General features: G+C 41.8%; 11 protein-coding genes, 7 tRNA genes and 1 pseudogene. 14 read left to right on the plus strand and 5 right to left on the minus strand.

What is annotated here, in order from left to right; translation table 11 throughout:
• Positions 1–53 precede the first annotated feature (53 nt).
• Positions 54–1,496, plus strand: a complete 1,443-nt coding sequence (locus tag NI464_RS03180; RefSeq protein ID WP_253137734.1) for a M48 family metalloprotease — start codon at positions 54–56, stop codon at positions 1,494–1,496.
• Between the two features lie 107 nt (positions 1,497–1,603).
• Positions 1,604–1,963, plus strand: coding sequence for a hypothetical protein (locus NI464_RS03185; RefSeq protein ID WP_005096588.1), 360 nt, complete (start codon positions 1,604–1,606; stop codon positions 1,961–1,963).
• Between the two features lie 69 nt (positions 1,964–2,032).
• Here NI464_RS03185 and NI464_RS03190 read toward each other — a convergent pair whose 3' ends face one another.
• Positions 2,033–2,479, minus strand: coding sequence for a GatB/YqeY domain-containing protein (locus NI464_RS03190; RefSeq protein ID WP_004280076.1), 447 nt, complete (start codon positions 2,477–2,479; stop codon positions 2,033–2,035).
• A gap of 33 nt (positions 2,480–2,512) precedes the next feature.
• On the minus strand, positions 2,513–2,728 hold the full coding sequence (gene rpsU, locus NI464_RS03195) for a 30S ribosomal protein S21 (protein WP_001136722.1): 216 nt from the start codon (positions 2,726–2,728) through the stop codon (positions 2,513–2,515).
• Positions 2,729–2,875: 147 nt separating this feature from the next.
• On the opposite strand from rpsU, the gene tsaD reads away from it, so the two are divergent.
• The 3 genes and pseudogenes from tsaD to NI464_RS03210 all read left to right on the plus strand — a co-directional run bounded on the left by tsaD (position 2,876) and on the right by NI464_RS03210 (position 6,589).
• The gene (gene tsaD, locus NI464_RS03200) at positions 2,876–3,892 is read left to right on the plus strand and encodes a tRNA (adenosine(37)-N6)-threonylcarbamoyltransferase complex transferase subunit TsaD (protein WP_004280030.1); all 1,017 of its coding nucleotides are present in this window, start codon (positions 2,876–2,878) and stop codon (positions 3,890–3,892) included.
• Positions 3,893–4,096: 204 nt separating this feature from the next.
• Positions 4,097–5,056, plus strand: coding sequence for a sensor domain-containing diguanylate cyclase (locus tag NI464_RS03205; protein ID WP_253137735.1), 960 nt, complete (start codon positions 4,097–4,099; stop codon positions 5,054–5,056).
• 488 nt (positions 5,057–5,544) lie between these two features.
• Positions 5,545–6,589 (plus strand): annotated as a pseudogene (locus NI464_RS03210) (hypothetical protein).
• A 101-nt stretch (positions 6,590–6,690) separates the two neighbouring features.
• Here the strand turns inward: NI464_RS03210 and NI464_RS03215 are convergent.
• The gene (locus NI464_RS03215; RefSeq protein WP_004646620.1) at positions 6,691–7,104 is read right to left on the minus strand and encodes a DUF6176 family protein; all 414 of its coding nucleotides are present in this window, start codon (positions 7,102–7,104) and stop codon (positions 6,691–6,693) included.
• Complete coding sequence (locus NI464_RS03220; protein WP_004280026.1) at positions 7,094–7,966, minus strand: ATP-binding protein; 873 nt, start codon at positions 7,964–7,966, stop codon at positions 7,094–7,096. The genes NI464_RS03215 and NI464_RS03220 overlap by 11 nt, the downstream gene beginning before the upstream one ends.
• A gap of 188 nt (positions 7,967–8,154) precedes the next feature.
• Between NI464_RS03220 and NI464_RS03225 the strand changes: the two genes are divergently transcribed.
• The 9 genes from NI464_RS03225 (at position 8,155) to NI464_RS03265 (ending at position 12,059) form a co-directional block, all read left to right on the plus strand.
• Positions 8,155–9,666, plus strand: a complete 1,512-nt coding sequence (locus NI464_RS03225) for a DUF3336 domain-containing protein (RefSeq protein WP_253137736.1) — start codon at positions 8,155–8,157, stop codon at positions 9,664–9,666.
• Positions 9,653–10,474: a protein kinase domain-containing protein gene (locus tag NI464_RS03230; RefSeq protein ID WP_114541753.1), complete on the plus strand. Its 822-nt coding sequence runs from the start codon at positions 9,653–9,655 to the stop codon at positions 10,472–10,474. Before NI464_RS03225 ends, NI464_RS03230 begins: the two co-directional genes overlap by 14 nt.
• 107 nt (positions 10,475–10,581) lie before the next feature.
• Positions 10,582–10,666, plus strand: a tRNA-Leu gene (locus NI464_RS03235).
• 35 nt (positions 10,667–10,701) lie between these two features.
• Positions 10,702–10,775 (plus strand) — tRNA-Trp (locus tag NI464_RS03240).
• 39 nt (positions 10,776–10,814) lie between these two features.
• Positions 10,815–10,899, plus strand: a tRNA-Leu gene (locus NI464_RS03245).
• Positions 10,900–11,275: 376 nt separating this feature from the next.
• Positions 11,276–11,361: transfer RNA gene (locus NI464_RS03250), tRNA-Leu, on the plus strand.
• A 380-nt stretch (positions 11,362–11,741) separates the two neighbouring features.
• Positions 11,742–11,826 (plus strand) — tRNA-Leu (locus NI464_RS03255).
• Between the two features lie 35 nt (positions 11,827–11,861).
• Positions 11,862–11,935, plus strand: a tRNA-Trp gene (locus NI464_RS03260).
• A 39-nt stretch (positions 11,936–11,974) separates the two neighbouring features.
• Positions 11,975–12,059, plus strand: a tRNA-Leu gene (locus NI464_RS03265).
• Between the two features lie 152 nt (positions 12,060–12,211).
• On the opposite strand, the gene NI464_RS03270 is transcribed toward NI464_RS03265, so the two are convergent.
• A complete protein-coding gene (locus tag NI464_RS03270; RefSeq protein ID WP_004280022.1) occupies positions 12,212–12,415 on the minus strand; it encodes a hypothetical protein in 204 nt (67 codons plus the stop codon).
• Positions 12,416–12,477: the final 62 nt, after the last annotated feature.

Genomic DNA, 12,477 nt, shown 5'->3' on the forward strand with positions numbered 1-12,477 from the left:
TGTTCAATGCTATATTCAAGACAGATTAGATTGGCAGGATTAGAGATTTTTCATTGAAACGATTGGCGCTGGCGTGTGGCTTAAGTCTGTGTATGGTGGCAGGGCACAGCTCTAACCATGATTTTAATCAAGTAAATGTACAATTTTCTGTGCCTGATATTGGTACAGGCGTCGGCTTACTCGATCAACAAAAAGAAAAAATGATCGGTGAAAAAGTCTATCGTGAAGTGCATAAACAAATGCCGGTCCTGCAAAATCCATGGCTTGAAGATCAGCTGCTTTCAGTATTTTCTCATATCCTGAGTCAGACTCAATTGCAACAGCCGATCGGTTTGCTGGTTATTAATGACCCGCAAATTAATGCCTTTGCTGTACCAGGTGGTCTTTTTGCACTTAATGCTGGTCTGATTAATTCAGCCCGAAACATGGATGAAGTGGCAGGAGTGATGGCACATGAAATTGCACATGTCACACAACGTCATTACAGTCGCTCTCAGGATGCCTTTAAAGGGCAAGGTTTACTGGCGCTAGCTGGAATTCTCGTCGGTGCTTTGGTCGCTTCTCAGGCAGATGGTGATGTCGGCACAGCGGTCATGATGGGTTCACAGGCAGCACTTATGGATAAACAGCTCACTTATAGCCGTAATCAGGAGCGTGAGGCAGACCGGATTGGTATGCAATATATGTATCGTGCCGGCTATAACCCGCATAGCATGGCAGACTTCTTTGAGGTCATGCATCGCTCGACCAGCCGATTGAGCTTTCTGCCAGATTTCTGGTTCACTCATCCACTCACCACAGAGCGTATGAGTGAAGCGCGTTTACGTGCCAACCAGCTTCCTGCGGTGAAACGCAATCTCAATGATCAAGACTTTGAAATTATCAAGTGGTATAGCAGGGTATTGTCTGGTCAGACCAATGCAGAGCAGCTTATCCTGATGGATCGGCAAAATAATTTTGCAGGCCAGCTTGCCTTAACTGCCTATCAAATACAACAGAGCGATTTTCAGGCCGCGCAGGCTACTTTAGATCGAGCAAAAAAGCATAACCAGATGCATCCTTTACAGGTTTTATTTCAGACTGATATTTATTTAGCCCAGAACCAGCTTAATGCAGCTTTGAAAAGTGTAGCGTCAGCAGCGCGGATCATGCCGGAGAATCGAGCGCTCAATTATAAATATGCAGAAGTGTTGATTCGTGCCAAGCAGCCTGCTCAGGCAAAAGTCTTGGTACAGCGATTTTTAAATGCCAATTCACGTGATGTCAGTGGCTGGCGACTGATGCAACTGGCTGCCAATGCAGAGCCAGATTCGCCGATCAAGGCTGCTAATGTGCTGCGCTATCGTGCAGAAGTAGAATACTGGTCGGGATATGAAGAAACCGCGATCAAATCATTATTACATGCCCAGCGTAGCGTGAAAAACAATCAATCTTTATCGTCCACCATTCGCCAGCGTCTAAAACAGATGCAGCAGGCACATCAATATAAGATTTAAAGCTGAACTGGGTTTTAAGTTTTTGTATCAGGATGATATAGCAAGAATATATTCAATCAGGCTACAATATTTTTGAAAGATCAGCGTGAATCAAATTGAAGCATAATATGAAAAAAATACTATTAGGTATGTGTCTACTGTGGTGGAGTTATGGGGTTTTTGCTGCGAGTGCAGTTGAATATGTGGAAGCGATAGAACGAATTAATGCGGATTATAAAAAGGAATCGCGTCAGTTTTTAAGTGGTTTAAATCCGCAGCAACAAGGTTTTAGTCCTGAGCAGAATGCAAAATTTTGTGAAATTGTAGGACGTTATGTTGATCGTTTATATCAGGCCGCTGACCAGAATCGTCCTTATCTGGATCGTCAATTTCAAAATATGAGTAAACAGGATGTAATTGTAGAAGTGAAATCGTCTAAAGAGATGCAATTACTTAAGCGTTATCAGGTCGATTGTAATTTGCAATGAGAATACGTCAGGAACTGTCTTTGATTAAAGGCAGTTCAACGTTAAAGAGAGAATACTAGAGAGTATGGATTAAGCAAGTTGCGCTTTGATTTTGGCGGAAACTTGTGCAGGATCGGCGCGCCCGGCTATGAGCGGACGCAGAGAATTCATCACCTTACCCATATCTTTCATGCTAGTAGCTTGTTGCGCTGCAATAGCTTGCGCAATCATGGAATCAAGTTCTTCCTCAGTCATAGCTTCTGGTAGAAACTGAGACAAAATCTCAATTTCGGCTTGTTCCTTACTAGCTAAATCATCTCGGCCAGCGCCTGCAAAGGCTTTAACCGATTCTTTACGTTGTTTAATTTGTTTTTCAATGACCGCAAGAACCTGAGCGTCGTCAAGTTCTTTGCGCTCATCGACTTCGATTTGCTTAATTGCTGCCTGTAGACTACGAATGACCGTCAGCTTGGACATTTCTTTGGCACGCATTGTTGCTTTCAAAACATCCGTGATTTGGTCTTTTAAAGTCGTCATTATTTATTCCAGGCAATCAATCACAAATTAATCTTAGTAAAGGCGAGTCGTACGTACTGATTCACGCGCCAATTTCTTTTGGTAGCGTTTAACAGCAGCAGCTTTTTTGCGCTTACGTTCTTGAGTTGGTTTCTCGTAGAATTCACGCTTACGTACGTCAGCAAGAACACCCGCTTTTTCGCATGAACGTTTGAAACGACGGATAGCTACGTCTACTGGTTCGCCTTCTTTCAATTTAACTTGTGGCATGAAGAATCCTCATATCAGTTAGGGTAAGATCTCGGGCTGAATTGCCCTCAATCACAAGTGAAGGTCAGTATTTTACTCATTTACATCTCATACCACAAGTCTATAATAGTTGCTGCAATAGAATTGATACAGGTTATAGGCAGTTTAATGATCGTTTTAGGCTTGGAAACGTCGTGTGATGAAACAGGACTTGCGCTGTATGACAGCGAGTTGGGTTTGCGCGGACAGGTGCTTTATAGCCAGATTAAACTGCATGCAGAATATGGCGGTGTAGTTCCAGAGCTGGCGTCACGTGATCATGTGCGTAAACTGATTCCACTCATCAATGAGCTGCTTGAACAGAGCGGCGTGAAAAAATCAGAAATTGATGCAGTCGCATATACCCGTGGCCCGGGTCTGATGGGCGCACTCATGACCGGTGCATTGTTTGGTCGTACTTTGGCCTTTGCGCTGAATAAACCCGCAATTGGTGTGCATCATATGGAAGGTCATATGCTGGCACCTTTATTGTCAGAAACTCCGCCTGAGTTTCCATTTGTCGCATTGTTGGTATCGGGTGGACATTCTCAGCTCATGGCTGCTTATGGCATTGGCCAGTATGAACTCTTGGGTGAATCCATTGATGATGCGGCAGGCGAAGCATTTGATAAAGTCGCGAAGATGATGGGTCTGCCGTATCCGGGTGGCCCGAATATTTCCAAACTGGCAGAGCAGGGCGATCCAAATGCATTTGCATTCCCGCGACCAATGCTGCATCAAGGTTTAGAATTTTCATTCAGTGGTCTAAAAACCGCAGTTTCTGTACAAATGAAAAAACTCGGTGATGAAAACCGCGATGCCGATATCGCTGCCAGTTTTCAGGAAGCGATTGTCGATACTCTGGTGAAAAAGTCGGTGAAAGCACTGAAGCAAACGGGGCTTAAACGCCTGGTGATTGCGGGCGGTGTTAGTGCCAACAAGCGTTTACGTGAGCGTTTAGAAGCAGATTTAGCCAAGATTCGTGCATCTGTTTATTATGCTGAACCTGCACTCTGTACAGACAATGGTGCCATGATTGCTTTTGCGGGCTATCAGCGTTTAAAAGCAGGGCAGCATGATGGCTTGGCGGTGACCACCACACCACGCTGGCCAATGACGGAATTGACTAATCCGACAGAGGCATAGATTTCAGGCTTGAAAAAAAGAGGCTAAGGCCTCTTTTTTATTGTGAATTTTTAAATGAAAACTTATAGCAACGGTATGTTGTAAATATATAGTTTTATAGCTGTATTTAGAGCTTGTATATTCTATTGAAACCGGAAAAATAGTTTAATAGCTTAAGTTTATATCATGCATATTTTTACAGGTTTGTAGTAGAGGCAATCTCGGATGGAAAATATAAATTTCAAAAGTTTTCAGGATGCTGGAGAGGCAGTATTAAAGTTTCTGCATCAGCATTTTGGCTTTGATTTATGGATGATTACCCGGGTAGAAGGCCAAGACTGGATTGTGCTGCAAAGTGAAGACCATGGTTATGATATACGACCCGGCCAAGTGTTTCAGTGGGCTGATTCTTTTTGTTCTCATATGGTCGCAGGTAAGGCCCCGAGAATTGCACCTCGCTCTGAAGAAATTCCTTTATATGCCACAGCGCCGATTAATCAGCAGGTCTGTATAAAATCTTATATTGGTCAGCCACTCCTTAAAGAAGATGGTAGTTTGTTTGGAACGCTCTGTGCGATTGATCCAGAAACCAAATCGGAAGCTATTGTGCAAGATATGCAATTGGTCGAGTTATTGGGACAATTGCTCAGTTCGATCTTGCAGGCAGAATTGCGTCAAAGTGAGCAGGTACGTCAACATGAATTATTGCAGGAAGAAGCCAGTAAAGATGAATTGACCGGGCTCTATAATCGTCGGGCCTGGGAAAAACTGCTGCGAGCTGAAGAAGAGCGTTGTAAACAATATGGTCATCCCGCCGCTGTATTATTTATTGACCTGAATGACCTAAAAAAGTTGAATGATAGTTTGGGTCATGATGAAGGTGACAAGCTGATTCAAAATGCGGCGCAGGTATTGCGAGATAACGTACGAATCAATGATATTGTTGCTCGTTTAGGTGGCGATGAGTTTGTGATTCTTAGCGTGGAAAATGATGAAACGGGTACTGAAAGTTTAGTGGATCGTTTAATTAATGCCTTTGCAGCAGCAAACATTGGCGCAGCGATTGGTATGGCAATGCGTCATCCAAGTCAGGGCTTATTTGCAGCACTCGCACAAGCGGATCAGAACATGTTTGAGTATAAACGTCGGAAAAAATCCAGTGAATCCATGACCAATCTAAAATAATTGACGCTTTAAATCTTCTTTAAATGATTCAGTATTTCATATCATAAAAATGATCATTTTCTATGCTCTAAAGTTATCCTATCTTTCAATATTCTCTTTCATAGCCATGTATGAAAGTTGAGCATGATTCTCCATAAAAAGAAAATTCAATCCGTCTTTAACTTAACCATTACAAATTTTATAAGCTTTGTTGCAAAGTTAATCCATCTAATTAAATGCGCTTTAAGTGTGTTGAAAAGTGACTCTGGTAAGGAACAAGATTCAAATAAGCACTTCATTTCTTATGATAATTGTTGTTTGAAATATACATTAAAATTACAGAACCAAAAAATTCTTTGTTTAAAGATAAAGCGCTATCGAAGGATAAAGCTGGCTGCCAAGAAAAAACATTACCGGCAGAAATAGCATTTGAGCTATTCAGTTTCGAGATGGCCAATCTTTAGTGATCACCAAATAAAAATGCAAAGAAATTTTAGGGAATAAATTTTATAAAAAAGCAGATTTCTATCTTTGGACTCGCTCTTGTCTCGGGTTTAATGAGTGCCTGTAGTGGTGGGGGAAGTAGCTCAGACAGTCCTACTGTCACTACACCTCCAAATGTTCCGAAGGAAAGTATTTCCTCTGAGCTTTCAGAGGAATTTGTCCTGCTTGAAGATCAGGATATTGTAAAGAAAATTCGCGATAAAATTTCCGGAAAATACCAGTAATGATACCGACTATAATGTTGCTCTAGGTCACATGATTGGAGAAGTATTCGCAGATTATCCTTATGGGCGTACTGCACGTATTATCAAAATTTATAATTTGGGCATCAATAGTATTAAATATCCAAATCTGATCTGTTCGGAAGTCAATACCACTGGTTCGGTCAAAACCCTGAAATTAAAAACAGATAAAGATAACTGTATTATTCTGGATAAAACTTACCGTAAAGGCTCAAACATTACTCAGACGGTGAATGGTGACACGACGACTTTAAGCTTTAGCAATGTCCGTTATGGTTCAAATGTAGATTTTAATCTCAAGGACGACTACCTGATTTCTGGCACAATTGTGCATCGTAAAACCAAAAATAACATGGGGCAATCCGAATCTTATCAAATCGATCAGTTGGAATTCCAGCGTATCGCCGAGACCGGTCAGGCAGGTACTTCTGGAATCGCATTTGATACAAAGAGCAAAGAATATCTGCAGGTGCGTAATTATAATTACAGCTTGGTTGATGATTATGGCAGTGGCAGTAATGGGATTCGTACCTTAACCAGTCGTGGTACGATTATCGGTCAGCCTGATCTGGCAGATTATCGTTACAGTTTTGATTTTAATACCACGACACCATTTAAAATGGATGAAACCGTATTAAATAACTATAAGCATTTGCCAAAAGAGGGCGTGCTTAGAATTAAGGACAGCGATGATCAGGTAATTGAGGTCAAACAGAACCAGCCTGAATCATTGAAGGCTACTGTTTATTTCAATGGCAGTGAAATTGATGACCTGCTATGGTCTACTATTATCGGTGATAAACAATAATTCGAGATGTCAAAAAAGCCCTGTATTTCCAGGGCTTTTTTTATTATTGATTGGGGAGAAGTCTTTATTACAAAACTATTTTGAATAGCCGTGCTAATAAATCAGGTAACTGTAGCATCCAATAACAATTCGGCGGGATAAACCGCTTGCCATGAAGTTTTAAACTGTTTATGCACTTGGTCAATTGGGAAAGTACTGAGTTTTGCAATATTTTGCGCTTTTTGAATATTGTCGGCGCGCATATATGCAATCAAATAGTCCTGACCATGAAGTTGCAGATAAAACCAGGACTCGACATGAACCTGTTCAGCCTTAAGCGTTTCAATTACTTCGTCTTGACGTGCTTTCAAAGTACGCTGCCAGTCATGAACTTGCTGCATGTGTAAGGGCTTAAGTTGAATGAGAACTGCGCCGACATCCATAATTTTAATTTTCTTTTGAGTATCATCATTATATAAATGATTTATATGAAAAAAGCGACCTGAGCCGGTCGCTTTTAAGTTGTTAAGAGGCATTTAGTTGGGTTGAACCAATCCAGTGCTTGGAAAACTGATAGGCAGCACGTCCTGAACGTTGACCGCGTGCCTGACACCAGCGTAGGGCTTCAGCACGGGTTTCTGGCGTGAGTTCCATGCCTGCCTTTTTGAGGTAATGTTCGACAATTTCCAAATACAGGTTCTGATCCATTGGATAGAAAGACAGCCATAAACCAAAGCGGTCAGACAGTGAAATTTTTTCTTCAATCGCTTCCTGAGGATGTAATTCAGTATATTGCGGCACATCAACTCGGGTAACGGGCGTATTTTCATGCATGAATTCGGGTAATAAATGACGACGGTTACTGGTCGCATAAATCACAAAATTGCTGGAACCGGACTGTAAAGAACCATCCAGAACACTCTTTAAACTGCGATAATTTTCATCTTCGGCATTAAAGGCCAGATCATCACAGTAGACAATGAACTTCTCTGGACGCTCTGCAATGAGTTGCTGAATTTGAGGCAGATCGGATAAATCATCCCGTTCGATTTCAATTAATCGTAACCCTTGATCTGCATACTCGGTGAGTAGGGCACGAACAATGGAGGATTTACCCGTACCGCGTGAACCGGTCAGTAAGACATCATTGGCAGGTAAGCCGTTTAAAAACTGCAACGTGTTCTGGATGACTTTTTCTTTTTGTCGCTCAATCCCTTTTAAATCGGCCAGTTCCATCTGTCTAAGCTGATGAATAGGTTTGAGTTCACCATGTTGCCATTTATAGGCATGAGCAGAAAAATCAGGAATTTGTTTTAGTTCGGGCAGACTTTGCTGAAGTTGCTGCAGAACAGTCGAAAGGGCATTTAAAATATGGTCAGGTAACTCAATTTTCGCCATGATTTAACATTACAGATTTAAAATTATGGCTAAGATAGTACCATTGCAAAATTCACAGTCAAAGCCAGAAAAGTATGATAATTTGCTTAAAGTAGAGAATTTTCGTTATTGTAGAGGATAGAAAATTTGTACACATTTTCTGGCTCTGGGTACGAGCTGTATCAAGAATAAATATAGGGAAAAGGCAGATGCTGTTTAAAGATTTTACTCAGGATATTAATCCACATCAGGCCTATCGTATTAAAAAGCTCAAGCAGCAGCTGCAACAGGCTGAGTCCTATGAGGAATGGAAATATATTGCCCTGAAAATAGATGAAGAATCAGGTGCACAGGAATGGAAATTTGATAACAGTTCACCCTACTTTGATGCAGAAGTGATCGCACATCGTCTGGGTAAATTACGACGCTATCGACAACAAAAGCGCACCCGTGACCTGATGTATATTTTGCGCGAAGGCCTGAGCTACGATATTGCCAACATTGCCCATCCTCTACTGTTTACCGAAGCCTATGTGGGCACTAAAAGAATTATTGAAGATTATGTCGAAGAAGTCAGCCAAGGCTTAGCCTATATTGCTTCAATAGACTGTAACTGTCTCAGTATGGAAGAAAAAATCGAATATTTTCAGCATTGTCAGCGCGCCTATGGCCAGCCAGCCCTGATGTTTTCCGGTGGTTCGACGCTGGGTCTGTTTCATACTGGTGTATGCAAAGCCTTAATGGAGCAGGACTTGTTGCCGAAGGTAATGTCCGGTTCAAGTGCGGGTGCCATCATGACCGCCATGTTAGGTGTATCCAAACCTTCGCAATATATTGATATTTTGAAAGGCCATAATTTCTTTCATGAGGCTTTTCATTTTCGCACCATGAGTGAATTGATGAAAGGCAATGGTGGTCTGGCGGATGTAAAATATCTGAAAAAATTTCTAGTCGAAAATCTGGGTGATCTGACCTTCGAAGAAGCGCTTAAAACCTCAGGTCTGCATATCAATATTGCGGTTGCGCCTTATGATGCTGGACAGGATGCACGCATTTTAAATGCCTATACTTCTCCGGATTTACTGGTCTGGAGTGCAGTGCTGGCTTCTTGTGCGGTGCCGATTCTGTTTCCACCGGTTCGTTTGACCAGTAAGCGCTATGATGGTCAATATACGCCTTATATGGGTTCAACCCACTGGGTAGATGGCAGTGTACGGAGTGATTTCCCACAGGAAAAAATGGCACGCCTGTATAATATCAATTATACCATTGCCAGTCAGACCAACCCGCATATCGTGCCATTCATGCAGGATGATATTTCACGTTTCCGTAAAGGTACCTTGAGCTGGCCGCAACGGATTGTTCGCCGTCAGGGCGCGGTGATTACCAAAGGCATGATGGATTTTGCCAGAGAGCATGCCGGAAGCTTACCTCCTGTACGCCGTCTGCTGGATCATGGCTATGGTGTAGTTGACCAGCGTTATTATGGTGATGTGAATATTGTCGGTAAATATAGCCTGCGCCACTATAGCTATATGTTGCAGAATCCACGGCCGTATCTGTTTAAAATTTTACAGCGTGAAGGCGAGCGTGCCACATGGCCGAAAATTTCCCTCATTGAGACTCAGGAACGGGTCGGGAAAACTATTCAGCATTGTCTGGAGCTGCTAAATTATCAGCATACACTTAATCCAATACCTGAATACATTGCCACGACTTAATTTAGATCATCTCGATATTTCTGATTTTGAACTACGAACCAAAGCCCGTAGTCTGGGTTTTGGTCGGCGTCTTTATTATGCCAAGGGAAATGCGCTCTGGCTAAAAACCCAGATATCGCATAGATCTGATAGTTTAATATCATCTCCACATGCTGAACTAGGCTGGCAACATGAGCTGGATTTTTATCAGGCTTATGCCAGATCAAGCGATCTGAATTTTTTCCTTCCACATCAAATTATTCAACAGCCTTTCAAGATCAATCATGAACAATTTGAGCAGGCCTTAATTCTGGTCGATGCGCCGGCGCATTTTCAGATCATGCCGCATCAGCAATCCATCACGCAAATTCGGCAACATTTGCTGCAAGCTGTGGAGCCTTTAATCTGCCTGCAAGAATTGGGTTATTTGCATGCCGATTTAAAGCAGGAACATTTTGTAAATAATCAGGGCAGGGTCTGCCTGCTTGATTTTGAGCATGTCCAAATACTCCATCAGAATGACCTGCATGAGCTGAATGCGACACCGCGTTATATGGCGCCAGAACTGTTTCAAGGCGAAGCCAAGAGCCTACAAAGTGAAGTTTATGCTTTGGGTGTTATTTTTTATGAGTGGTTGAGTGGTCAGCGTTTACAGGCGACTGATTATCTGGATTGGGCTTTTTTGCATTGTCAGCGCCTGAAAATTGAGTTACCGCAGCACTTACAAGCATTTCAAAGCTTATTGGAAGAAATGTTACGTAAGCAGAAACAGCATAGATTGGCCGATTTTAAAGCTGTGAAAGACTACTTAATGACTGAAATTGAATGAGAAAAATACAACAAAACTCGGATTGTTTCTTATTTAATCAAACGAGTGTTTTTTTATGATAAACGGCTTGTCAGCTGGAAATGATCTCTATAATATACACAGCCATTGGGGACGTGGCGAAATTGGTAGACGCACTGGATTTAGGTTCCAGCGCCGCGAGGTGTGAGAGTTCGAGTCTCTCCGTCCCCACCAATCAATATTTGGGTAACTGGATATTGGGTGGAAGTAGAGGATTGGTGTAATGGTAGCATGACGGTCTCCAAAACCGTTCGTCAAGGTTCGAATCCTTGATCCTCTGCCAAAGTTTGAAAGAAATCCAACGCTAAGTTGGTACCCTGATGGGGACGTGGCGAAATTGGTAGACGCACTGGATTTAGGTTCCAGCGCCGCGAGGTGTGAGAGTTCGAGTCTCTCCGTCCCCACCATCATATTAAAGCAAGGCTAATGCCTTGCTTTTTTATTGCCTGAAATTTGAGGGCGGTTTTTTTAGTACCAGATTTTTGCTGTCATGGTTGATGAACATCAATGCGTTTTGGCTTAAATTATCTAGCGAATGATTGCAAGGGCAGGGCTTTAGTAAATTTCATTGTATTGCTGCAATAATTCATGCGATCTGTATATTCAATAATTTAAATGTTATATGAATCAGTCCCATGGTGTCTATCAATTTTATATATTGGTCTAAATAGAGCAGTATTTGCTCAATAGTGAATTAACTGATTAATTTTTGATATAAAAGTATTTAGCTTTCTATAGAACTACTTGTGAATCAGGTCTGATCGCTATAATATACACAGCCATGGGGATATGGCGGAATTGGTAGACGCACTGTGTTCAGGTCGCAGCGCCCTCTGGGCGTGAGAGTTCGAGTCTCTCTATCCCCACCATCATATTAAAGCAAGGCGAGTGCCTTGCTTTTTTATTGCCTGAAATTTGGCAAAGCCGTTGTTATTTATGCTGTATTCTATTTTGAGTTCATGCACTGGCTCAGACATTATTTATCAATAATAGTTTCAGCATTCTGAATGTCCATGCTGATCAAGATTAGAAGGTCATTTGAGTTTTAATTTGAAATATTGGAATTGAATCGAAATGATTAAAAATAACGAATGGGCGGTCATATCCTAAAATGAATCAAATTTTCGGCAGAAATTTTATAAAAAATTAAAAAATAGAACTAACTGTTTATTTTATAGCGGAATAGATTGTGATTGCTTGTAAAATCGCTTGTCAATGCCGGTCTATCTCTATAATATACACAGCCATTGGGGACGTGGCGAAATTGGTAGACGCACTGGATTTAGGTTCCAGCGCCGCGAGGTGTGAGAGTTCGAGTCTCTCCGTCCCCACCAATCAATATTTGGGTAACTGGATATTGGGTGGAAGTAGAGGATTGGTGTAATGGTAGCATGACGGTCTCCAAAACCGTTCGTCAAGGTTCGAATCCTTGATCCTCTGCCAAAGTTTGAAAGAAATCCAACGCTAAGTTGGTACCCTGATGGGGACGTGGCGAAATTGGTAGACGCACTGGATTTAGGTTCCAGCGCCGCGAGGTGTGAGAGTTCGAGTCTCTCCGTCCCCACCATCATATTAAAGCAAGGCAAATGCCTTGCTTTTTTATTGCCTCAAATTTACTAAACAAAGAAAAGCCCATCGAAATGGGCTGAATAACTGGAGAATAGCGCTGTTGAATCAGTGGAAAGATTAATTTATTTTTCTTCTCTTAAATAGAAGCAATCAGGCTTTTAAATGATCTTCAAATTCCTCGCCTAACTGTAGTGCCAGAGCATTACCTGCCAGATCACAGGTCACCAGGCCATATTCTTTCTTGAAGCTGAAACTGAAACCACGATCATCCGCCAGGGTGCGTACCGAATATCCCAATTTTTCTAACCATAGTCGAAATGCAATCAAATTTTTCGCTTTAACCACTTTTTTCACGAGATCACTCCTTCATCATTGTTAAATCTTAAATAAGGGTGAAAAATTATCTTTTAAAGGGC

This window comes from Acinetobacter lwoffii (assembly GCF_024129685.1).
Taxonomy (GTDB): Bacteria; Pseudomonadota; Gammaproteobacteria; order Pseudomonadales; family Moraxellaceae; genus Acinetobacter; species Acinetobacter lwoffii_X.